Origin of the sequence: Agrococcus sp. SL85 (genome assembly GCF_026625845.1) — a bacterium.
Classification (GTDB): domain Bacteria; phylum Actinomycetota; class Actinomycetes; order Actinomycetales; family Microbacteriaceae; genus Agrococcus.
Map to the genome: position 1 here is coordinate 1,774,558 of NZ_CP113066.1, position 23,149 is coordinate 1,797,706.

General features: G+C 73.4%; 17 protein-coding genes, 1 pseudogene and 1 riboswitch. Of the genes and pseudogenes, 14 read left to right on the forward strand and 4 right to left on the reverse strand.

Annotated features, from left to right (window positions below):
• Positions 1–107: 107 nt before the first annotated feature.
• A complete protein-coding gene (locus tag OVA14_RS08845; protein WP_267503540.1) occupies positions 108–1,232 on the reverse strand; it encodes an SMC family ATPase in 1,125 nt (374 codons plus the stop codon).
• A 49-nt stretch (positions 1,233–1,281) separates the two neighbouring features.
• A complete protein-coding gene (locus OVA14_RS08850; RefSeq protein WP_267503541.1) occupies positions 1,282–2,436 on the reverse strand; it encodes an exonuclease SbcCD subunit D in 1,155 nt (384 codons plus the stop codon).
• A 98-nt stretch (positions 2,437–2,534) separates the two neighbouring features.
• Here OVA14_RS08850 and OVA14_RS08855 point away from each other — a divergent pair, with 98 nt between their 5' ends.
• The 10 genes from OVA14_RS08855 (at position 2,535) to OVA14_RS08900 (ending at position 14,916) form a co-directional block, all read left to right on the forward strand.
• A complete protein-coding gene (locus OVA14_RS08855; RefSeq protein WP_267503542.1) occupies positions 2,535–5,378 on the forward strand; it encodes a Na+/H+ antiporter subunit A in 2,844 nt (947 codons plus the stop codon).
• Positions 5,375–5,899: a Na(+)/H(+) antiporter subunit C gene (locus tag OVA14_RS08860; protein ID WP_267503543.1), complete on the forward strand. Its 525-nt coding sequence runs from the start codon at positions 5,375–5,377 to the stop codon at positions 5,897–5,899. The genes OVA14_RS08855 and OVA14_RS08860 overlap by 4 nt, the downstream gene beginning before the upstream one ends.
• On the forward strand, positions 5,899–7,407 hold the full coding sequence (locus tag OVA14_RS08865; RefSeq protein ID WP_267503544.1) for a Na+/H+ antiporter subunit D: 1,509 nt from the start codon (positions 5,899–5,901) through the stop codon (positions 7,405–7,407). Before OVA14_RS08860 ends, OVA14_RS08865 begins: the two co-directional genes overlap by 1 nt.
• Positions 7,404–7,994 (forward strand): Na+/H+ antiporter subunit E, encoded by a 591-nt coding sequence (locus OVA14_RS08870; RefSeq protein ID WP_267503545.1) that lies wholly within the window; start codon positions 7,404–7,406, stop codon positions 7,992–7,994. The genes OVA14_RS08865 and OVA14_RS08870 overlap by 4 nt, the downstream gene beginning before the upstream one ends.
• The gene (locus tag OVA14_RS08875; protein WP_267503546.1) at positions 7,994–8,293 is read left to right on the forward strand and encodes a monovalent cation/H+ antiporter complex subunit F; all 300 of its coding nucleotides are present in this window, start codon (positions 7,994–7,996) and stop codon (positions 8,291–8,293) included. Before OVA14_RS08870 ends, OVA14_RS08875 begins: the two co-directional genes overlap by 1 nt.
• The gene (mnhG, locus tag OVA14_RS08880; protein ID WP_267503547.1) at positions 8,290–8,634 is read left to right on the forward strand and encodes a monovalent cation/H(+) antiporter subunit G; all 345 of its coding nucleotides are present in this window, start codon (positions 8,290–8,292) and stop codon (positions 8,632–8,634) included. The genes OVA14_RS08875 and mnhG overlap by 4 nt, the downstream gene beginning before the upstream one ends.
• 29 nt (positions 8,635–8,663) lie before the next feature.
• Positions 8,664–8,750, forward strand: a riboswitch (glycine riboswitch).
• Between the two features lie 60 nt (positions 8,751–8,810).
• Positions 8,811–9,944, forward strand: coding sequence for a glycine cleavage system aminomethyltransferase GcvT (gcvT, locus tag OVA14_RS08885; protein WP_267503548.1), 1,134 nt, complete (start codon positions 8,811–8,813; stop codon positions 9,942–9,944).
• The gene (gcvH, locus tag OVA14_RS08890) at positions 9,941–10,300 is read left to right on the forward strand and encodes a glycine cleavage system protein GcvH (RefSeq protein WP_267503549.1); all 360 of its coding nucleotides are present in this window, start codon (positions 9,941–9,943) and stop codon (positions 10,298–10,300) included. The genes gcvT and gcvH overlap by 4 nt, the downstream gene beginning before the upstream one ends.
• Complete coding sequence (gcvP, locus tag OVA14_RS08895) at positions 10,300–13,131, forward strand: aminomethyl-transferring glycine dehydrogenase (protein WP_267503550.1); 2,832 nt, start codon at positions 10,300–10,302, stop codon at positions 13,129–13,131. The genes gcvH and gcvP overlap by 1 nt, the downstream gene beginning before the upstream one ends.
• Positions 13,132–14,082: 951 nt before the next feature.
• Positions 14,083–14,916: a hypothetical protein gene (locus OVA14_RS08900; RefSeq protein ID WP_267503551.1), complete on the forward strand. Its 834-nt coding sequence runs from the start codon at positions 14,083–14,085 to the stop codon at positions 14,914–14,916.
• Between the two features lie 34 nt (positions 14,917–14,950).
• Here the strand turns inward: OVA14_RS08900 and OVA14_RS08905 are convergent, their stop codons facing one another.
• Complete coding sequence (locus tag OVA14_RS08905) at positions 14,951–15,757, reverse strand: CPBP family intramembrane glutamic endopeptidase (RefSeq protein WP_420710576.1); 807 nt, start codon at positions 15,755–15,757, stop codon at positions 14,951–14,953.
• Between the two features lie 219 nt (positions 15,758–15,976).
• On the opposite strand from OVA14_RS08905, the gene OVA14_RS08910 reads away from it, so the two are divergent.
• The 3 genes from OVA14_RS08910 to OVA14_RS08920 all read left to right on the forward strand — a co-directional run bounded on the left by OVA14_RS08910 (position 15,977) and on the right by OVA14_RS08920 (position 20,696).
• Positions 15,977–17,812 carry an ABC transporter family substrate-binding protein gene (locus tag OVA14_RS08910; protein WP_267503552.1) on the forward strand — a complete coding sequence of 612 codons (1,836 nt, stop codon included), beginning with the start codon at positions 15,977–15,979 and terminating at the stop codon, positions 17,810–17,812.
• 164 nt (positions 17,813–17,976) lie between these two features.
• Positions 17,977–19,548, forward strand: a complete 1,572-nt coding sequence (locus OVA14_RS08915; RefSeq protein ID WP_267503553.1) for an ABC transporter permease — start codon at positions 17,977–17,979, stop codon at positions 19,546–19,548.
• Positions 19,548–20,696, forward strand: a complete 1,149-nt coding sequence (locus tag OVA14_RS08920) for an ABC transporter permease (protein ID WP_267503554.1) — start codon at positions 19,548–19,550, stop codon at positions 20,694–20,696. The genes OVA14_RS08915 and OVA14_RS08920 overlap by 1 nt, the downstream gene beginning before the upstream one ends.
• Positions 20,697–20,704: 8 nt before the next feature.
• Here the strand turns inward: OVA14_RS08920 and OVA14_RS08925 are convergent, their stop codons facing one another.
• Positions 20,705–21,307 (reverse strand): PH domain-containing protein, encoded by a 603-nt coding sequence (locus OVA14_RS08925; protein WP_267503555.1) that lies wholly within the window; start codon positions 21,305–21,307, stop codon positions 20,705–20,707.
• A gap of 56 nt (positions 21,308–21,363) precedes the next feature.
• Here OVA14_RS08925 and OVA14_RS08930 point away from each other — a divergent pair.
• Positions 21,364–23,052: pseudogene (locus OVA14_RS08930) on the forward strand (ABC transporter ATP-binding protein); the annotation flags it as partial.
• Positions 23,053–23,149 lie beyond the last annotated feature (97 nt).

Here is a 23,149-nt window from a genome sequence, read left to right on the forward strand (position 1 = left end):
CGGGCAGCGCCTCGCGCCGGGCCTCCTCCTCGCGCAGGTGCTCGGCGGCTCGCGCGGCGGCATCGGCCGCGGCGGTCGCGGCGCGCTCGAGCCGGGGGAGCGCGGCCTCACGCTCCACGAGGCCGGCCAGCCGTGCGGCGAGGTCGACGGCGACCGCGTGCCGCTCGGCAGCGTCGTCGCCCGGCGCGCCCGCGGCCGCGCCCGCGACGTCCCGAGCGGCCCCGGCGCGCGCGAGCGCCGCAGCGGCGGCGTCCGCGCGGGCGATCGCCGCCGAGGCCTCGGCGGCCTCGTCCGCCGCGCGGAGCGCCTCGCGGCGCTCGGCGACCTGCGGCTCGGCCTCCGCGAGCGCTGCCCGCTCGGCCTCCGCCGCCGCGCGGCGCGCACGGCGGTCGCGCAGCGCACGCCCGGCGTCGAGCGCCGCATCGGCCTCCGCGCGCCGGGCCGCGGCCTCGGCTGCGCGGGTGGTCGCGGCTGCGGACGCCGCGGCGATCGCCTCCAGTGCCGCGTCGAGCCACGCGCCCGCGTCGGGCACCGCCTCCGTGGCCCCCGGGCCCGGCTCCTGGAGCGCGGCCAGGCTCCTCGGCCACCCGCGCGAGGTGGGTCGCCCGCTCGCGGCTGCCCTCCTCGATCGCGGCGCCCGCCTGCTGGGCGTCCTCGACGAGCATCGCCCGCAGCCGGTCGAAGCGGTGGGTGCCGAACAGCCGCCGCAGCAGCGCCTTGCGGTCCTGGCTCGTGGCGTGCAGGAAGCGCGCGAAGCGGCCCTGCGCCAGCAGGATCACCTGCAGGAACTCGTCCTTCGAGAGGCCCACGAGGCGATGCACCTCGGCGCCGACCTCGCGGGTCGAGGTCGCGACGGTCGCCCAGCCGTCGCCCTCGCGCTCCAGCAGCGTCGCCGTCGCCTTCTGCGTCGTCGTGCCGGAGCCGCGCGACTTCGGCCGCTCGTAGTCGGGCGAGCGCCGCACCCGCAGCACGCGGTCGCCGATCGCGACGTCGAGCTCGACCGAGGTGGGGTCCTCGGGCCCCGCGAGGTCGGAGCGCACGCGCTGCTCGCGCTCGTACCGCGGCACCGAGCCGTAGAGGGCGAAGACGATCGCGTCGAGGATCGACGACTTGCCCGCGCCCGTGGGCCCCGCGATCAGGTAGACGCCGTCGCCCTCGAACGCGGCGAAGTCGATCTCGAACCGCTCGCGGTAGGGCCCGAAGCCCTCGGCGGCGAGCCGCAGCAGCCTCACAGCGCCGTCCTCCTCTGCAGCGCCGTCCTCGTCTGCACGGCCATCCTCCTCATCGGTCGCGCTCCTCGGCGTCGACGCGCGCGAGCGCATCCGCCACGAGCGCGAGCTCCGCCTCGCTCGCGCCGACGCCCGCGCGCACGTGCCCGAGGAAGGCGCCCACGAGCTCGGCGTCGGTCGGCTGCGCCACGAGGCTGCCGTACGTCTCGCCCGAGCGCTCGTGCTCCGGCGCGCGCCACACGACCTCGGCGCAGTGCGGCCAGCGCGACTGCAGGCGCCGCATCGCGTCGATGGGCCGCAGGCGGTCGGTGAGCGTCGCGCGCACCCAGTCGCCCTCGGTGCCGTCGAGCCGGGCGTCGCCGAGCAGGGCCTCGAGCTCGCCCTCGACCTCGGTGAGCCGCCGCGGCACCGGCAGCTCGAGCCACGTCACGGCCTCGAGCCCCTCGGCGCCGAGGTCGACGAGCCACGCGCCGCGCTCGGGCGTGCGCTCCTTGAACGACCAGTGCAGCGGCGCCCCGGAGTAGCGCACGTGCTCGGCGAGCACCTGCCGGGAGTGCAGGTGGCCGAGCGCCGCGTAGTCGATGCCGTCGAAGGCGGCCGTCGGCACGACGTCGAGCCCGCCGGCGGTGATGTCGCGGGGTGCGTCGTCGGCGATCGCGACGCCCGCGGCGAAGCAGTGCGCGAGCACGACCGAGCGGCCGGGCGCCTCGGCGAGCAGCGCCCGCACGGCGTCCATCGCCCAGCGCATCGCGTCGGCCTGCGTCGCGATGCCCGCCTCCGGCAGCGCGGCGCGCAGCGCGAGCGGCTCGAGGTAGGGGATCGCGAGCACCTGCACCGGGCCGTGCTCGTCGTCGAGCGTCGTGCGCCACGACGCCGGATCGAGCGCGTCGGTCGAGAGGTGCAGGCCGCCCGCGGCCGCGAACGCCGCGTTCGCGCCGAGGCGCGCGGGGGAGTCGTGGTTGCCGCTCGAGAGCACGATGCGAGCCCCCGCGTCGCGGATCGCGGCGAGCGCCGCGGAGAGCGCGGCGACGTGGCGGCCCGCGGGCATCGCCGAGTCGTAGACGTCGCCCGCGACGAGCACGGCGTCGATGCGCTCGCGGCGAACGGCGGCGGCCACCTCCGCGAGCGTCGCGACGAGCGCGTCGAGCGTGTCCGCCCCGTGGAACGTGCGGCCGACGTGCCAGTCGGAGGTGTGCAGGAGGCGCATGCGACCACGCTAGGGGTCACCGCCGACGTCCAGGCTGCATCCACCCGACCGATAGGATGGGGGGAGCCCCGCCCGCCCGCTCGAGAGGGACTGCCGACGTGCTGCTCACCGTGACGACCCTCGCCGCCCTGGCGGTCGTCGCGAGCGCGCTCAGCGGCCGGATGGGCCGCTTCGTCTTCCTGCTGCCGGCCGCCGCGAGCCTCGCCGCCGCGGGCTGGTTCGGCGCCCAGGCGCCGCTCGTCGCCGCGGGCGGCGTGCTGCAGGAGCGCGTGGAGTGGATGCCGGCGCTCGGCATCGCGATCGACCTGCGGCTCGGCGCCCTGCAGTGGCTGCTCGCGATGGTCGTGCTGGGCGTCGGCGGCCTCATCTTCGTCTACTGCGCGTGGTACTTCTCGACGAAGTCGCTCGCCGCGCGCACGGTCGGCCTGCTCACGGCCTTCGCGGCCTCGATGCTGCTGCTCGTGCTCTCGGACGACCTGATCGTGCTCGCGGTCGGCTGGGAGCTCACGACCGTCTTCTCCTACCTCCTCGTCGGCCTCAACCACCGCTCGGCGAGCAACCGCCGGGCCGCGCAGACCGCGCTCGTCGTGACGACGCTCGGCGGGCTCTCGATGCTCACGGGCATCATGCTGCTCGAGGCCCAGACCGGCACGTTCTCGCTCGCCGCGACCCTCGCCGACCCGCCGCGCGGCGCGGCCGCGGCATGGGCCGTGGCGCTCGTGCTCGTGGGGGCGCTCTCGAAGTCGGCGATCGTGCCGTTCCAGTACTGGCTGCCGGGCGCCATGGCCGCGCCGACGCCCGTCTCGGCCTTCCTGCACGCCGCCGCGATGGTGAAAGCCGGCGTGTTCCTCGTCGCCGCCCTCACGCCCGCGTTCGTCGACCTGCCCTGGTGGCGCTGGACGCTCGTGTCGCTCGGCATCGTCACGATGCTGCTCGGCGCGGTGCGCGCCATGCGGCAGCTCGACATCAAGGTGCTGCTCGCGCACGGCACGGTCAGCCAGCTCGGCCTGCTCATCACGACGATCGGCATCGGCACGCCCTCGGCGATGCAGGCGGGGCTCACGCTCCTCGCCGCGCACGCGGTCTTCAAGGCAGCCCTGTTCATGGTGATCGGCATCGTCGACCGCTCGACGGGCACGCGCGACCTGCGCGAGCTCGGCGGGCTCGCCCGCCGCATGCCCGTGGTCGCGGGCGTCGCGATCGTCTCGGCCGCGTCGATGGCCGGCATCCCGCCGCTCCTCGGCTTCCTCGGCAAGGAGGCCGCGCTCGACGCGGCGCTCCACGACATGGCCGAGCTCGGCGGCCTCGGCTGGGTCGCCTTCCTCGGCATCGCCGCGGGCTCGGCGCTCACGGTCGCGTACTCGCTCCGCCTCGTCGTCGGCACGTTCTTCGGGCGGGGCGAGCCCAAGGTCAAGCGCCGCTCCCGGATGCTCGCGGCGCCGCCGCTCGTCCTCGCGGCCCTCACGATCGGCCTCGCCTTCGCGGGCAAGCCCATCACCGCGGTGCTCGCTCCCCACGTCGGCGCGGTGCCGACGGGGGAGGAGGCGCCCTACCTCGCGCTCTGGCACGGCATCACCCCCGCCCTCATCGCCTCGGTGCTCGCGTGGCTCGTCGGCTACGCCGTGCACCGCGCGTTCGGCGCGCGCCGCTCGGCCGTGCCGGGCGAGGACCCCCTCGAGACCGCCTACCACGCGGGCATGCGCGGGCTCGACCGTCTCGCGGTCGAGGTGACGGGCCGCATCCAGACCGGTTCGCTCCCGCTGCACGTCGCGACGATCCTCGTGGTCCTCGTGGCGCTGCCCGGCTCCGCGCTGCTGCTCTCGGGGTCGCTCACCGACGACCTGCGCCTCTACGACTCGGCCGGCCAGGTGGTGGCGGCAGCGGTCGTCGTCGTCGCCGCGTTCTTCGCCGCGACCTCCCGCGGCCGCCTCCGCGCCTTCATGCTCCTGGGGGTCGTCGGCTACGGCGTCGCCCTGCTCTTCCTCCTGCACGGCGCCCCCGACCTCGCGCTCACGCAGGCCCTCACCGAGACGGTGTTCCTCATCGTGCTGGTGCTCGTGCTGCGGCGCCTGCCGAAGTACTTCACGAACCGCCCGCTGCGGGCGGCGCGGTGGCTGCGCGCGATGCTCGGCATCGCGGTGGGCGCCTTCGCGGCGATCGCGGCGCTCGTGGCGCTGCAGGCGCGCACCGCGACGCCCATCTCCGAGCTCTTCTACGACTACGCGTACGAGTTCGGCTTCGGCGAGAACATCGTCAACGTCACGCTCGTCGACACGCGCGCCTGGGACACGCTCGGCGAGCTCTCGGTCGTGCTCGCCGCCGCGACGGGCGTCGCGAGCCTCATCTTCGTGCGGCGGCCCGCGCGCGGCACGGCGGTGCTGCGCCAGTCGCCCGACGGCCCGGGCCGGCGCACGTGGCTGCGGGGCGCGTTCGCCGACGAGGCGCTCGCCTCTCCCGTGCTCGAGATGATGACGCGCCTGCTCTTCCCCGTGATGATGGCGGTCTCGATCTACCTGCTCGCGGTCGGGCACTACCTGCCCGGCGGCGGCTTCGCCGGCGGCCTCGTCGCGGGCATCGCCCTCGCGGTCCGCTACCTCGCGGGCGGCAGGGACGAGCTCGTCGAGGCCGTGCCCTTCGACGCGGGCAAGCTGCTGGGCGTCGGCATGGCGCTCGCGGTGCTCAGCACCGTCTGGCCCATCCTCATCGGCGGCAGGATCGGGGAGTCGTTCAAGGTGGCCGTCGAGCTGCCGGTGCTCGGCGAGCTCTCGTTCGTCACGACGCTCGTGTTCGACGTGGGCGTGTGGCTCATCGTCGTGGGCGCGATGCTCGACTTCGTCCGCTCGCTCGGCGCGGGCGTCGACCTCCACGGGGAGCAGAACGTGGCGCCCAGGCCCCGCTACGGATCCGACAGCGCCCTGCCCGGAGCGGAGGTGCGCCCGTGACCCCCTCCCTCGTGCTCGCGATCGCGGGCGGCGCGCTCATCGCCGCCGGCGTCTACCTGCTGCTCGAGCGCAGCCTCATGCGCATCCTGCTCGGGGTCATGCTCGCGGGCAACGGCGTGAACCTGCTGTTCCTCGTCGCCGCGGGCCCCGCGGGGCTCGCGCCGATCGTCGGCGAGCCGCGCGACGAGATCGCCGACCCCCTGCCGCAGGCGATGGTGCTCACGGCCATCGTCATCGCGCTCGCGACGAGCGCCTTCCTGCTCGCGATGTCCTACCGCTCGTTCCAGCTCGAGGGCCACGACGAGGTCGCCGACGACGTCGAGGACTCGATCGTGCGCCGCCGCGCCCAGGCCGACCTCTCGAGCGAGGCGCACGTCGAGCCGAGCCTCGGCGGCGACGACGACACGGAGTCGGGCGGCCGCCTCGTCCTCGACGAGCCCGACGAGGACGACGCGACCGACCGGGGCGACGCCGCGGCCGAGGGCGCCGACGGCGGGCCCGAGCGGCGGGGGGAGCGCTGATGGACCTCGCGAACCTCGTCCCCGTGCCCGTGCTCCTGCCGCTCCTCGCGGCGGGCGTGACGCTCGGGCTCGCGCGCCGCCCCGGCGCGCAGCGGATCGTCTCGGCATCGACGCTCGCGATCAACGCGGCCCTCGCGCTCGTGCTCTGCCTCGCCGCGGACCGGTTCGGCCCGATCGTGCTCTGGGTGGGCAACTGGCCCGACGGCACGGGCATCGTGCTCGTCGCCGACCGGCTCTCGGCGCTCATGGTGCTGGTCTCGAGCATCGTCACCGCGCTCGTCGTCATCTTCCCCTCGCGGCGCGACATCGCCGACTCGGCGGAGGGCGCGCCGGTCTCGGTCTTCCACCCGACGTTCCTCGTGCTCACCGCGGGCGTCGCGAACGCGTTCCTCGCGGGCGACCTCTTCAACCTCTTCGTCGGCTTCGAGATCCTGCTCTTCGCCTCCTACGTGCTCATCATGCTGGGCGCGACGAAGGAGCGCGTGCGCGCGGGATCGACGTACGTCGTCGTGAGCGTCGTCTCGTCGACGCTGTTCCTGCTCGCGATCTCGATCGTCTACGGCGCCACCGGCACCGTGAGCTTCGCGCAGCTGCCGGAGCGGCTCGCCGAGCTCGACCCGGGACTGCAGCTCACGATCCAGCTGCTGCTGCTCGTGGTCTTCGGCATCAAGGCGGCGGTGTTCCCGCTGCAGGCGTGGCTGCCGGACTCCTACCCGACGGCGCCCGCGAGCGTCACCGCGGTCTTCGCGGGCCTCCTCACGAAGGTCGGCGTCTTCGCGATCATCCGCCTGCAGACGGTGCTCTTCCCCGAGAGCCCGCTCACCGAGCTGCTGCTCGTCGCCGCGATCCTCACGATGCTGCTCGGCATCCTCGGCGCGCTCGCGCAGGGCGAGATCAAGCGACTGCTCTCGTTCACGCTCGTGAGCCACATCGGCTACATGCTGCTCGGCGTCGCCCTCGGCACCGAGGCGGGCCTCTCGGGCGCGATCTTCTACATCGTCCACCACATCCTCGTCCAGACGGCGCTGTTCATCGTCGTGGGCCTCATCGAGCGCGTCGGCGGCTCGACGAGCCTCGCGCGCCTCGGCGGGCTCGCGGCCGTGCCGCTGCTCGCGGTGCTCTACCTCGTGCCCGCGCTCAACCTCGGCGGCATCCCGCCGTTCTCCGGCTTCATCGGCAAGGTCGCCCTCATCGACGGCGCGCTCGCGACCGGCACCCCGCTCGCGGTCCTCGCGGTCGTCGCGGGCGTCGCCACGAGCCTCCTGACCCTCATCGCGGTCATCCGCGTGTGGCAGCGCGCCTTCTGGCAGGACCGGGCCGAGTCGGAGGACCGCAGGCTCTCGCTGCGCGTGCTGCCGCGCATCTGGATCGTCGCCGCCTCGGCGCTCGTGGGCATCACGGTCTCGCTCACCGCGCTCGCGGGCCCGCTCACCGACTACGCGGCCCGCGCCGCGCACGACATCCGCGACGGCGCATACCACGTCGCGGTCGAGGAGGCGCAGCCGTGAACCGCCCCGCCCTCCGCTACCGCGTCTCGCTCACCGCCACCATCGGCCTCGCGGTCGTGTGGATGCTGCTCTGGGGCGAGCTGACGCCGGGCGCCGCCCTCTTCGGCGTGCTCGTCGCGCTCCTCATCCAGGTCGCCTTCCCGCTGCCCGACGTGCCGGAGCTCGACTCCTTCCATCCGATCGGCTTCGCGCGGCTCGTGCTCGTGACGCTCGGGGGCCTCCTGGTGTCGAGCTTCCAGGTGGCTGGGCAGGTGCTCGCCTTCTGGCGGCCGACGCGCAACGCGATCATCCGCGTGCCGCTGCGCACCGACTCGCCGTTCATCACCGTGATCACGGCCGAGCTCGTCTCGCTCGTCCCCGGCTCGGTCGCGGTCGACGCGGAGGACGGCGCGCTGCTCGTCCACGTCTTCGACGCCTCGAGCGACGCGGCGATCGAGCGCGCGCGGGCGAGCGTGCGGGGCACGGAGGCGACGGTCATCCGCGCCTTCGGCACCGCCGAGGACCGGGCGCTCCTGCGCGGCGCGCCGGCCGCGGCATCCGCCGACGCCGCAGGCGGCGCGGCCGCGACCGAGGGGGAGGGCCGCTGATGGAGATCGTGCTCGTGATCGCGGGCCTCATGCTGAGCGCCGCCGCGGTGCTGACGCTCGTGCGCATCGTGCGCGGCCCGAACCCCAGCGATCGCGTGGTCGCGACCGACGTCCTCATCGCGACGGTCGCGGGCGCGCTCGCGGTCGAGGCTGCGATCAACCACCACGCCTACACGATCCCCGTGATCCTCGTGCTCTCGCTGCTCGCCTTCGCGGGCACCGTCTCGGTCGCGCGCTTCATCGCGGGCCGCCAGGGCGTCCTCGACGAGCGGCCGAGCACGAAGGAGGAGTCGCCGTGAGCCTCGAGGGCGTGCTCGACGTCGTGGGCGCGACGCTCATCCTGCTGGGCGCGGGCTTCGCGCTCACCGCGGCGATCGGCCTCGTGCGCCTGCCGGACGTCCTGAACCGCATGCACGCGGCCTCGAAGCCGCAGACGCTCGGCTTCCTGCTGCTGTGCGCGGGGCTCGCGCTCGTGCTCCGCGACGGCGCCGCGACGGCGATGCTCGTGCTCGCCGCGGGCCTGCAGCTCGTCACCGCGCCGGTGGCCACGCAGATGATGGCGAAGGCCGCGCACCGCGCCGGGCAGTACCGCGCGGATCTCGTGGTGGATGAGCGCGACGAGGGCGACGAGAGCCGCTAGGATCGCTCGCAGAAGCACAGCCGGCCGCTGCAGCCCGTGCGGGAGAGCCCCTCTTGGGGCACCGAAGGAGCAAGCCTCCCCGCCAAACTCTCAGGTCCTCGAACCGCACGGGAAGGCCGCTCTGGAGCACGCCGCGAGGCTGCGACAGTGGGGGAGTCCAGACCGACGGAGGACTCATGACCGCAGACGCACCATCGACGGGCGCAGACGCCCTGCAGCGCACGCCGCTGCACGCGGTGCACGAGGCGGCGGGCGCGCAGCTCGTCGACTTCGCAGGATGGGCGATGCCCGTCCGCTACGGCTCCGACCTCGCCGAGCACCAGGCCGTGCGCGAGCGGGCGGGCCTGTTCGACCTCAGCCACATGGCGGAGCTGCGCGTCACCGGCGCCGAGGCGGGCGCCGCGCTCGACCACGCGCTCGCCGGACGCATGTCGGGCCTCGAGCTCGGCCAGGCGAAGTACACGCTGCTCCTCGCGGAGGACGGCGGCATCGTCGACGACCTCATCGTCTACCGCCTGGGCGAGACCGCCTTCCTCGTCGTCGCGAACGCCGGCAACCGGCACGCGGCCGCCGGCGCGATCGCCGAGCGCATCGCCGGCTTCGACGCGGCGCTCGTCGACGAGACCGAGGAGACGGCGCTCATCGCCGTCCAGGGACCGGCCGCGGCCGCGATCGTCGGCGCGATCGGCCTCGAGTCCGAGCCCCTCGAGGGCCTCCGCTACTACCGCGCGCTCGAGGCGGTCTTCGAGGGCGAGGACGTCCTCGTCGCCCGCACGGGCTACACGGGCGAGGACGGCTTCGAGCTCTACGTCGCCGCGCACGCCGCCGAGGACCTCTGGCGTGCCATCGCGATCGCCGGCGAGGAGCACGGCCTGACCCTCTGCGGCCTCGCCGCGCGCGACACCCTGCGCCTCGAGGCGGGCATGCCGCTCTACGGCCACGAGCTCTCGCTCGAGACCCTGCCCGCGCAGGTGGGCCTCGGCCGCGTCGTGGCGCTCCGGACGAAGGGCGGCTTCGTCGGCCGCGCGGCCGTCGAGGCGGGTCCGGCAGAGGGCGCGCCCGTGCTCGTCGGGCTCACCGCCGAGGGCCGCCGCGCCCCGCGCGCCGGCTACCCGGTGCTCGACGGCGACCGCGTCGTCGGCGCCGTCACGAGCGGGGCGCTCTCGCCCACGCTCGGCGTCCCCATCGCGATGGCGCTCGTCGAGCCCGGCTCGGCCGCCTCCGACTCCCTGTCCGTCGATGTGCGCGGCACGCAGCTGCCCGCCGCAGTCACCGAGCTGCCCTTCTACACCCGAGAGGCCCGCGCATGAGCGAGACCAAGTACACCCAGGACCACGAGTGGGTGCGCCCCGAGGGCGACGTCCACATCATCGGCATCACCGACTACGCGCAGGCGCAGCTCGGCGACGTCGTCTACGTCGACCTGCCCGGCGTCGGCCGCTCGTTCGCCTCCGGCGAGGCGATCGGCGAGATCGAGTCGACGAAGTCGGTGGGCGAGCTCCTCGCGCCGGCCGCAGGCGAGGTCGTCGAGGTGAACGACGAGGTCGCGGGCGACCCCACGCTCGTCAACTCCGCCCCCGAGGGCGAGGGCTGGCTCGTCAAGGTGCGCTTCACCGAGGAGCCCGAGCTCCTCGACGAGGGCGACTACCGCGGGCTCACGGCCTGATGCTGCCCTTCGCGGACCGCCACATCGGCATCGATGCGGCGGCGGAGGCCGTCATGCTCGAGGCCGTCGGCTTCGACTCGCTCGACGCGATGATGGACGCCGCGGTGCCCCAGGGGATCCGCACGGCGGGCGCCGCGATCGGCGAGGCCGCCTCGGAGACGGGGGCGCTCGCCGAGCTGCGCGCGCTCGCCGCGCGCAACACCGTGCGGCGCAGCGCGATCGGCCTCGGCTACCACGGCACGATCACGCCGCCCCCGATCAAGCGCCTCATCCTCGAGAACCCGTCCTGGTACACGGCGTACACGCCGTACCAGCCGGAGATCAGCCAGGGGCGCCTCGAGGCGCTCATCAACTACCAGACCATGGTCGCCGACCTCGCGGGCCTCGACATCGCGAACGCGTCGATGCTCGACGAGGGGACCGCGGTCGTCGAGGCGATGCTGCTCGCGCGCCGCGCCTCGAAGGCCGCCTCGTCCACCTTCGTCGTCGACGCCGACCTGCTGCCGCAGTCGAAGGCGCTGCTGCGCCACCGCGCGGAGGCCACAGGGATCGATCTCGTCGAGCTGCCGCTCGCCGAGACCGCGCCCGAGGCGCTGCCGGAGGCCTTCGGCCTCGTCGCGCAGCTGCCCGGCGCCTCGGGCCGGGTCTGGGACGCCTCGGCGCACTTCGCCGCGGCGACCGAGGCCGGCGGCGTGCCCGTCGCGGCCGCCGACCTGCTGGCGCTCGCCCTCGTCGAGTCGCCCGGCAGCCAGGGCGCGCGCATCGTCGTCGGGTCCTCGCAGCGCTTCGGCGTGCCCATGGGCTTCGGCGGCCCGCACGCGGGCTTCATGGCCGTGGCCGAGTCGCTCACCCGCCAGCTGCCGGGCCGCCTCGTCGGCGTCTCGGTCGACGCCGACGGCTACCCCGCCTACCGCCTCACGCTGCAGACGCGCGAGCAGCACATCCGCCGCGAGAAGGCGACGAGCAACATCTGCACCGCGCAGGTGCTGCTGGCCGTCATGGCCTCGATGTACGGCGTCTACCACGGCGCGGAGGGCATCCGGGCGATCGCCGAGGGCGTCCACGGCGTCGCGACGCGCTTCGCCGCGGCCGCGCGCGCCGCGGGCGCCGAGGTGGTCCACGATGCCTTCTTCGACACCGTGCGCGTGCACGTGCCCGGCCGCGCGGCCGCGCTCCAGGCGGCCGCGGGCGAGGCGGGCATGCTCGTGCACCGCGTCGGCGACGACCTGCTGCACGTCGCCTTCGACGAGACCTGGGTCGAGCCCGGCGCGGACGCGCTGCTCGCCGCGCTCGGCTGGGCGGACGCGGGCGAGGGCGAGCGCGCCATCCCCTCGGCGCTCGCGCGCGAGAGCGCCTTCATGGAGCACGAGGTGTTCCGCACCCACCGCTCCGAGACGCAGCTCATGCGCTACGCGAAGCGCCTCGCCGACCGCGACTACGCGCTCGACCGCGGCATGATCCCGCTCGGCTCCTGCACGATGAAGCTCAACGCCGCGGCCGAGATGGAGGCCGTCACCTGGCCCGAGCTCTCGGCGCTGCACCCCTACGGCCCCATGGAGGACGCCGCCGGCTCGCTCGAGCTCGTCGACCAGCTGGGCTCGTGGCTCGCCGCGATCACGGGCTACGACACCGTCTCGCTGCAGCCGAACTCGGGCGCGCAGGGCGAGCTCGCGGGCCTCATGGCCATCCGCGGCTGGCACCGCTCGCGCGGCGACGACCACCGTGAGGTCGTGCTCATCCCCGCCTCGGCGCACGGCACGAACGCGGCCTCGGCCGTGCTCGCGGGCATGCGCGTCGTCGTCGTCGCGACGAGCGCGACGGGCGACGTCGACCTCGCCGACCTCGAGGCGAAGATCGCGGCGAACGCCGGCTCGCTCGCGGCGCTCATGATCACCTACCCGTCGACGCACGGCGTGTACGAGGCGGACGTCCGCCGCGTGTGCGAGCTCGTGCACGAGGCGGGCGGCCAGGTCTACATCGACGGCGCCAACCTCAACGCCCTGCTCGGCCACGCCACCTTCGGCGAGATCGGCGGCGACGTCAGCCACCTCAACCTCCACAAGACCTTCTGCATCCCGCACGGCGGCGGCGGCCCGGGCGTGGGCCCGGTGGCGGCGAAGGCGCACCTCGCGCCGTTCCTGCCGCGCGACCCGCGCGAGGAGGCCCAGGAGGTCGACGGCGTGCTCGTCGGCGCCAACCCGGTCTCGGCGGCGCCCTGGGGCTCCGCCTCGATCCTGCCGATCTCGTGGGCCTACGTGCGCATGATGGGCATGGACGGCCTCACCCGGGCGACGGCCTCGGCCGTGCTCGCGGCCAACTACGTCGCGGCGCGCCTGCGCGAGCACTTCCCGGTGCTCTACACGGGCGACCACGGGCTCGTGGCGCACGAGTGCATCCTCGACCTCCGCCCCCTGAAGGAGGCGACGGGCGTCACGAACGACGACGTCGCGAAGCGCCTCGTCGACTACGGCTTCCACGCGCCGACGATGTCGTTCCCCGTCGCGGGCACGCTCATGGTCGAGCCGACGGAGTCCGAGGACCTCGCGGAGCTCGACCGCTTCGTCGAGGCGATGATCGCGATCAAGGCCGAGGCCGACGCGATCGGCCGCGGCGAGGTCCCGCTCGAGCAGAGCGCGCTGCGCCGCGCCCCCCACACCGCGGGCTCGATCGTGCACGGCGAGTGGGACCGCACCTACACGCGCGAGCAGGCCGTCTTCCCGGTGCCGGGCGTCGAGCGGGCCAAGTACTGGCCGCCGGTGTCGCGCATCGACCAGGCGCGCGGCGACCGCAACCTCGTCTGCAGCTGCCCGCCGCCCGAGGCCTTCGCCTGATGCGCCTGCGGGCACGCCGCGCCGCCGCCGCCCTGGCCGCGGTGGTCGCGGCGAGCCTGCTGGCCGCGTGCTCGGCCGATGCGCCCTCGCGCGTGCGGCCCGGCACGGAGGCCGCGGTCGCCTGGGCGGGCGAGCTCACGAGCACGAACGCCGCCTCGACGCCGGGGCGCACCGCGGCGAACCTCGACGTCGCCGCGATGACCCGCGGGTCCTTCGGCGTCGTCGACCAGACGGGCGAGCTGCGGCTCGACCCCTCCTTCGGCGTCGCGACGGTGCTGCAGGACGATCCCTTCACGGTGCGCTTCGACCTCGCCGACGGCATCCGCTGGTCCGACGGCGTGCCGGTCGACGCGGCCGACCTCATGCTCGCCTGGGCGGCGGGCTCGAACGCGCTCTCGACCCAGGGCCTCGACCTCCCCGCGCTCCGCGCCGAGGACGGCGCGCTCGACCTCCCGGGCGACGCGGTGTGGTTCGACGCGGCCGACCCCGGCGGCCTCCGCCACGCGATCGAGCCGCCGGAGCGCGACGACTTCGCCCGCTCGATCGACGTGCCGCTCACGCAGCCCGTGCCCGACTGGCAGACGCTCCTCGACGTCGCCGTGCCGGCGCACGTGCTCGGCCAGCGCGTGCTGGGCATCGCCGACCCGATGGAGGCGAAGCAGCGCGTGCTCGACGCCATCGATCGCGCCGACCCGCTCGCGCTCGCGCCGCTCGCCGAGGCGTGGAGCACGGGCTTCGCCGTGAGCGCGGCCGACCTCCCCGCCGACGCGCTGCTCTCGAGCGCGGGCTACCGCGTCGACGGCATCCGCGACGGCAGGGTCGAGCTCGTCGCGAACGCCTCCTACGTCGGCGAGCAGGGCGCCGAGATCGAGCGGATCGCGCTCGACGCGGTCCCCGACGACGCGGCGGCGCTCGCCGGCCTCGTCGGCGGCGAGCCTGCAGGCGGCGACGGTGCGCCCCTCCGACGGCGACGCCGACGCGGTGCGCGACCTCGACCGCGACGGCGCGACGCTCTCGACCGCCGGCTCCGGGGTGCGCTGGGAGCTCGCGCTGCGCACCGACCGCGCCCCCTTCCCATCCGCCGACGCGCGGCGCGCGTTCCTCCGAGCCGTCGACCGGCAGGCGCTCGTGCAGGCGGCCCTCGGCGACCGCGCCGACGAGGCGCAGCTCGTCGACTCGATCCTCTTCCGCGGCGGCACGCGCCTCGCCGAGTACGCGCTCGAGGACGCCGGCTTCGCCGAGGCCTTCCCGCGCACCGACGAGGAGGAGGCGGCGGCCCTCCGCGACGCGGCCGCGGTGCCCGCGGGCACGAGGGTCTGCGTCGCCTACGACCGCGGCGACGCGTTCGCCGCCGCCGCCCTCCCGGCGCTCGCGGCGCAGGCCGCCGCCGCCGGCTGGTCGGTGGCCGACTGCGGGGCCGACGACCTCGCCGCCGCGCTCGCGGGCGACGGCTGGCACGCGGTGCTGCGCGCCGCAGCGGTCCCGGGCGACGTCGAGGCGATCGCCTCGCGCTGGCGCGACGGGGGCGTCACCGCGCTGCGCAGCGGCGAGCGCGAGGGCCTCCTCGACGAGGCGCTCGCGACCGCCGACCAGGAGGCGCTCGAGACCACGCTGCTGGAGGTCGAGGCGACGCTCGTCGACGACGCCGCGCTGCTGCCGATCGCGGAGCAGCCGCAGCTCACCGTGAGCGCGCCGGGCCTGCAGAACGTCGCGCCCCGGCCGGGGCCGGCGCCGCTGACGTGGAACGCCTGGGAGTGGGGGCTCGAGCCGCAGGCGACGCCGTAGCCGCGGGGCTCCGCTGTGGCGGCGACGGCGGGCGTCAGGCGCCGAAGAGCCCCGGGAAGGTCGCGTAGGCCCACGGGTAGCCGACGAACACGGCGACGTCGATGAGGGTGTGCGCGACGATGAGCGGCACGAGGCGTCCCGTGCGCTGGTAGAGCCAGCCGAAGAGCAGCCCCATCGCGAAGTTCCCGACGAGCGCGGGCACGCCCTGGTACAGGTGGTAGACGCCGCGGAGCGCCGCGGTCGAGAGCAGGATCGCCCACGGTCCCCAGCCGAGCCGCCGCAGCCGCTCGAAGAGGTAGCCGACCACGATGACCTCCTCGGTGAGGCCGGCGCGGAGGGCCGAGAGCAGCAGCACGGGCACCGTGAACCAGTGCGCGTCGAGCGGCGAGGGCACGACCGCGACGGTGAGCCCCATCGCGCGGCCGGCGAAGTACAGGGCGAGGCCGGGCACGCCGATCACGAGCACCAGCGCCGTGCCCCAGCCCGCGTCGCGCAGCGGCCGCGCGCCGTCGATGCCGAGCGCCCCGAGGTGCGGTCGGCGCGCGCGCCACAGCAGCCAGCACACGAGCGCCACGGGCACGAGGTCGAGCGCGATGCCCGTGAGCTGGTACGCGAGGTCGAGCCACGAGCGGTCGGAGCGGGTGGGGTTGAGCGCCACCGTCTGCTCGCCGATGGGCGTCTCGCGCGTGGAGTAGTCGACGAACGACAGCACCGACCACAGGGCGCTCGCGCCGAGCGAGAGCAGCAGCACGATCCCGAGCTCCCACCAGAGCCGGCGCGCGGCGACGGGGGCCGGACGCGCGGGAACCACGGGGGAGCGGAGCGCCTCGCGATCGGTCACGGGCGCATCCTACGGCTGCGGGCCATGCGCGGGCGATGGGGCTCGGAACGGCGATCCATTGCGCGGCCGGGCACCTCGGCGCACCCGATCACGGTTCGGCACCGACTTGGTAACGATCTGGTTGCCTGGCCCGTGTCAGCCGCGACCCGCCACTACCGTGGCACTCATCCGGAGCACTGCGGCCGATGGGCCGTGCGCTCACCTTGCACAGGAGGAACATTGAGGATCAAGCGATTCGCTGCGGGCGGCGTGCTGCTCGCGACGAGCGCTCTCGTCCTGTCCGCTTGCGCGCCGACCACGGCGCCTGGTGCGGACATCGTCGAGGGCTCGTCGATCACGGCGGCGTGGAACCAGCCGTTCTACTCGGCCAACGGCAACACGTCGTTCGGCAACGCCACCGCGAACAACAACATCAACTACATGACCTACTCGGGGTTCTCGTTCTACGACAACACCCCCGAGCTCCAGCAGGACACCACCTTCGGCACGTACGAGCTCGTGTCCGAGGACCCGCTGCAGGTCCAGTACACGATCACCGACGGCAACCAGTGGAGCGACGAGGTCCCGGTCGACGCCGCGGACATGCTCCTCAACTGGGCGGCGCTGTCGGGCGCGTTCAACACGGCCGACTTCGACCCGGCCGAGTTCCAGGACCCGGAGACCGGTGAGTTCACCACCGACTTCCCCGAGGGCACGGTCTTCTTCGACTCGGGCGCCACGCCCACGTCGGGCCTCGGCCTCGTCCAGGACACGCCGGAGATCAACGAGGACGGCCGCGGCCTCCTCATGACGTACACCGACTTCTACGTCGACTGGGAGCTCGCCATGACCGGCGCCGGCCTCCCGGCGCACGTCATCGCCATGAACGCCCTCGGCATCGAGGACCCGATGGAGGCCAAGCAGGCCGTCATCGACGCCATCCAGAACGAGGACCTCGAGGTCATCGGCCAGCTGGCGGCGTACTGGAACACGGGCTTCAACTTCACCGAGATGCCGACCGACACGTCGGTCCTCACGGCCAACGGCCCGTACATGATCACGGACTTCGTGGCCGACCAGTACATCACGCTGAGCGCCAACGAGAACTACGTCGGCGACCACCAGCCGCAGGTCGAGACCATCACGGTCCGCTTCATCACGGACGCCATGGCGGCCGTGACGGCGCTCCAGAACGGCGACGTCGACATCATCCAGCCGCAGGCGACCGCCGACGTGCGCGCCGCGCTCGACGGCACCGACGGCATCACCGTCCAGTACGGCGAGGGCGCGACCTACGAGCACATCGACCTGCAGTTCGACCAGTCGAAGAACCCGGGCGTCTTCGAGACGCTCGAGGCTCGCCAGTCGTTCCTCATGACGGTGCCCCGCCAGGAGATCGTCGACCGCCTCATCGTCCCGCTGAACCCGGAGGCCACGGTCCGCAACTCGGCCGTCTTCGTCCCCGGCGCCGAGGGCTACGACGAGTCGGTGGAGACCTCGGGCATCAACGAGATGTACGGCGAGGTCGACATCGAGCAGGCCACCGCGCTGCGCGAGCAGGCGGGCATCGAGGAGGGCGCTGAGGTCTGCCTCCTCTTCGCCTCGACGAACCCCCGCCGCGTGCAGGAGTTCGAGCTCATCCGCGAGTCGGCCGCGCAGGCCGGCTGGTCGGTGACGGACTGCTCGTCGCCCGAGTGGGGCGGCCTCCTCGGCGCTCCCGGCGTGTACGACGCCTCGCTGTTCGGCTGGCAGTCGACGTCGCTCGGCGTCGCCTCGGTCGGCCCGAACTTCGAGACCGGCGGCATCAACAACCTGTCCTACTACTCCAACGAGGAGATGGACGCGGTCGTCGCCGAGCTCAACACGACGGTCGACACCGACCGCCAGATGGAGCTCCTCATGGAGATCGACCGCATCCTCGTCGAGGACGCGTTCGGCCTGACCATCTTCCAGTTCCCCGAGGTCACGGCCTTCAGCGACCGCATCACGAACATCGAGTCGTCGCCGCTGGCCCCCACGATCTTCTGGAACGTGTGGGACTGGGAGCCGACGGAGACGAACGTCACCGAGGGCTGATCCCCACCACCGCCCGGAGCCTGACGCCCTGCTAGGGTGATCTGGTTTCAGGCAGAGGGGCGCCGAGCCGCCTGGCTCGGCGCCCCTCGCATGAACAGGCACAGGCCGCTCGATCAGCGGCTCGCGTGCTTCCCCCCACCGACCGGACCCAAGGAGGCGAACCGGTGGCGACATTCATCGTCAGGCGCCTGATCGCAGCGGTGCTGATCCTGCTCGCAGCGACCTTCCTCATGTACAACATGGTTGCCCTCTCGGGCGACCCGCTCGAGGACCTGCGCGGCGTGCAGACCCCGCAGACCCAGCAGCTCATCGAGGCGCGCATCCGCCTCCTGAACCTCGACGTGCCCCCTCCGCTGCGCTACTTCATCTGGCTCAGCGGCATCGGCGGCTGCTTCATCGGCCAGTGCGACTTCGGCATGACGGTGCAGCAGCAGCCCGTGCTGAACGTGCTGCTCAACTCGATGGACCAGACGCTCCGCCTCGTGACCGTCGCGACCGTCATCGCGATCATCCTCGGCATCACGATCGGCATCACGACCGCGCTGCGCCAGTACTCGGCGTACGACTACAGCATCACGCTCGTGTCGTTCCTCTTCTTCTCGCTGCCGATCTTCTGGTTCGCGGTGCTGCTCAAGCAGTTCCTCGCCATCGGCGCGAACGACTGGCTCCAGACAGGCGGTCAGATCCACTGGTGGGTCATCGCCCTCGTCGCGCTCGTCTCCGGCCTCTTCTGGATGTCGGTGCTCGGCGGCGACGTGCGCAGGAAGGCCATCACGTTCGTCCTCGGCACCGTCGCCGCGGGCCTGCTGCTGTGGTACATGAGCGCGACCGGCTGGTTCCTCAACCCGCGCTTCATCCTGTTCGGGCTCGACTTCACGATCGTCGCGATCGGCGTCTTCTTCGTCGCGATCGCGCTCATCGTCGTCGCGATCCTCGCGGGCTTCAAGCGCAAGCGCTCCCTCTGGATCGCGCTCGGCGTCGCGGGCCTCGGCCTCGCGCTGTACTACCCGGTGAACTACTACCTGTTCAACCCGTCGGTCGTCGGCATGACGTTCTGGCTCATGGCGGCGCTCGCGATCGTCACGGTGCTCGTCGGCGTCGGCATCGGCCACCTCTTCGGCGGCGACAACAAGGCCACGAACCGCAAGGTCGGCGGCTGGGTCGCGTTCCTCGTCGGGGCCATCATGGTCGTCGACCGGCACATGCAGCTGTGGCAGGCCTACTCGCAGTCGGGCTTCATCCGCGGCCGGCCGATCGCCACGATCGGCGCGGGCAACCCCGGGTTCGCCGACTCGTCGTTCTTCGTGCAGGGCGTCGACTCGTTCACGCACCTGCTGCTGCCCTCGATCGCGCTCTGCGTCATCTCCTTCGCCGGCTACACGCGCTACACCCGCGCGAGCCTGCTCGAGGTCATGAACCAGGACTACATCCGCACGGCGCGCGCGAAGGGCCTGACGGAGCGCACGGTCGTCGTCCGCCACGCCTTCCGCAACGCGCTCATCCCGATCACGACGATCGTCGCGTTCGACATCGCGGGCATCATCGGCGGCGCCGTCATCACCGAGCGCGTGTTCGCGTGGACCGGCATGGGCTCGATGTTCCAGAACGGCCTCGACCGGGTCGACCCGAACCCCGTGATGGCGTTCTTCCTCGTCACCGGCGCGCTCGCGCTCCTGTTCAACCTGCTGGCCGACATCGCCTATGCGGCCCTCGACCCCCGGATCCGGGTGAGCTGATGACCACGAACATCCCGCAGACCAACGAGCCGCACGTCACCGACGCCGAGGCCAACCTCGAGCTCAAGGAGATCGAGGGCCTCAGCCAGGGCCAGATCGTCCGGAAGCGGTTCTTCCGCCACCTGGGCGCGGTCGTGTCGATGGTCGTGCTCGCGCTCATCGTCATCCTCGCCTTCACGTCGGTCGGCATCTCCGCCGGCCCCGTGCGGATCCCCGGCTGGTGGCCGTACACCTGGTTCGAGAACCCCGCGCCCGTCAACGGCGGCACGCCCTCGCTCCAGCACCCCTTCGGGCAGGACACCATCGGCAAGGACCTGTTCGCGGTCGTCATGCGCGGCACGCAGCAGTCGCTGATGATCATGGTGCTCGTGGGCCTCATCGGCGGCACGATCGGCATCGTCATCGGCTCGCTCGCCGGGTTCTTCCGCGGCATCACCGACGCGATCCTGATGCGCTTCACCGACATCATCATCACGATCCCGTTCATCGTGATCGGTGCGGTCATCGGCTCGACCTTCGGCAAGCTCGGCGCGTTCATCCTGGCGCTCGTGCTCGGCCTCTTCTCGTGGACGGGCCTCGCCCGTCTCGTGCGCGGCGAGTTCCTCTCGCTCCGCGAGCGCGAGTTCGTCGACGCCGCGCGCGTCGCCGGGGCCTCGAACGGCCGGATCATCTTCAAGCACATCCTGCCGAACGCCATGGGCGTCATCATCGTCAACACGACGCTGCTCATGGCCGGCGCGATCCTCGCCGAGACGGCGCTGTCGTACCTCGGCTACGGCGTGCAGGCGCCCGACACCTCGCTCGGCCTCATCATCAGCCAGAACCAGGAGGCGTTCCAGACGCGTCCGTGGCTCTTCTGGTGGCCCGGCCTGTTCATCATCACGATCGCCCTGTGCATCAACTTCATCGGCGACGGCCTGCGCGACGCGTTCGACCCGCGCCAGAAGCGGATGCCCTCGGAGCGCGCGATGGCGAAGGCCGCCGCGGGCAACGCGGTCGCTGCGGACGCCGCGGTGCTCCGCGGCCACGAGGCCGACGACCCCGCGCGCGCCGACGTCGACCCCGGCCAGGCGCCCGGCCCCGACGCTCGCGGTCCCCGCACCGCGGGCGACGCGGCGGGCGACGGCCCCCAGGCCGACCGGAGCTGACGTTGCTGCTAGCGGATCAGCAGTCCCGCGGCGGCGAGCGCCGCGGGCACGGCGACGAGCGCGATCGACGGCCAGTGCCAGGTGCGCGTCGCCGTCGCCGCGTCGTCGAGGCGGCCCTCGTCGCGCAGCTCCTCCCAGTGGGAGCGCGTGACGTGGGCGGCCGCGCCCGACACGCTGTGGATCGAGTCGCCGGGGCGGATGCCGCCGCCGACCAGGCTCGACTCGCGCGCGAGGCGGATGTCGTCGCGGGTGATGCGCGCGACGCCGTAGCGGCTCGGCGCCGGAGCGGCGAAGGCCGTGACGGTGCCGCGGTCGGTGCGCAGCTCGAGCGCCCACTTCGTGTCGATGCGGCGGATCGCGCCCCACGGCACCTGCCAGGTGGCGAGCGGGTTCACGACCCGCACGCCGACCTGGTCGATGACGACGCGCGGGCGCCACATGAGCACCCAGGTGGCGGTCGCGCCCAGCAGCGGCCACCCCAGCAGCCACAGCGATGCGGCGGGGTCGGGGGAGAGCAGCAGGCTCACCACCGCTCCTGCCATGAGCAGACCGATCACCACCGTGATCACTCGGCCGAAGGACGATCGGAACTCCGCACGCTGGTAGGCCACCCCACAAGTCTCGCAGACACGATCTGCACCCCGGACACCGCAGGAGAGGAGCTCCCGTGACCGACACGGCAGCCGCACCCGTCGCAGAGCGCGACGTCATCCTGGAGGCCAGCGGCCTCGACGTCGACTTCTGGGTCGACGGCACCTTCTACCCCGCCGTCAAGGGCGCCGAGTTCGCGGTCCGCGCGGGCGAGGTGCTCGCGATCGTCGGCGAGTCGGGCTCCGGCAAGTCGACGACCGCCATGGCGCTCGTGGGCCTGCTGCCGCCGAACGCGCGCACGCGCGGCTCGGTGCGGCTCAAGGGCCAGGAGATCCTGGGCATCCCCGCCCGCGACCTCCGCTCGATCCGCGGCAAGGAGATCGCGGTCATCTTCCAGGAGCCGATGACGGCGCTCAACCCGGTCTACACGATCGGCTTCCAGATCATGGAGGCGCTGCGCAGCCACTTCGACCTGACGCCCGCGCAGGCGAAGGAGCGCGCGATCGAGCTGATCGCGAAGGTCGAGATCCCCGACCCGCCGACCGCCTTCAACAAGTACCCGCACCAGCTCTCGGGCGGCCAGCGCCAGCGCGCGATGATCGCGCAGTCGCTCGCGTGCGACCCCTCGCTGCTCATCGCCGACGAGCCCACCACGGCCCTCGACGTGACGGTGCAGGCCGAGGTGCTCGACCTCATGCGCAAGCTCAAGGACGACCTCGGCTCCGCGGTCATCCTCATCACGCACGACATGGGCGTCGTGGCCGACCTCTCCGACCGCATCATCGTGATGCGCAACGGCGAGATGGTCGACCGCGGCACCGCGCTCGACGTGTTCCAGCGCCCGAGCCACGGGTACACGAAGGAGCTCCTCGCGGCGGTCCCGTACCTCGGCGTGCACGAGGACCGCACGGGCCGCGCCTTCGAGGCCTCGAAGGTGTCGGACGCGGTCGAGCCGGTGCTCCGCTTCGAGGACGTCGTGATCGAGTACCCGAAGCGCGGTCGCGTGCCCGCGTTCCGCGCGGCCGAGGACATCAACCTCTCGGTGTACCCGGGCGAGATCGTCGGCCTCGTCGGCGAGTCGGGCTCCGGCAAGACGACGCTCGGCCGGGCGGCGATCGGCCTCCTGCCGATCACGCAGGGCCGCCTCGTCGCGGCGGGCACCGACATCTCGGCCGCGTCGATGCGCGACCTGAAGCCGCTGCGCGAGAAGACGGGCATCGTCTTCCAGGACCCCTCGTCGTCGCTCAACCCGCGCATGCCGATCGGCGAGTCGATCGGCGAGCCGATCCTGCTCTCGCGCCGCGACGCGAAGGACCCGATCTCGGCGAAGGAGCTCGACAAGCGCGTGCAGGAGCTGCTCTCGTCGGTGGAGCTGCCGGTCTCGTACCGCAACCGCTACCCGCACGAGCTCTCCGGCGGCCAGAAGCAGCGCGTCGGCATCGCCCGCGCGCTCGCGCTCGCGCCCGAGCTGCTCATCGCCGACGAGCCCACCTCGGCGCTCGACGTGTCGGTGCAGGCGCGCTTCCTCGAGCTGCTCACGAACATCCAGCGCGAGCTGCAGTTCGCGTGCCTGTTCATCAGCCACGACCTCGCGGTCGTCGACTCGCTCGCGCACCGCATCGCGGTGATGCGGAAGGGCCGCATCGTCGAGGAGGGCACGCGCGACGAGATCCTGCGCAAGCCGCGCGAGGAGTACACGCGCCGCCTCATCTCGGCCGTGCCGCTGCCCGACCCCGTCGCGCAGGCGGAGCGCCGCGAGGCGCGTCGCGCCAGCCCGACGCATCCATCGCGCCGGGCCCGCGCCCGGCCGCCGCGGCCGCCCGGTAGACTGGGCGGCCGCGGCGCATTCTGCCGCCACTCCC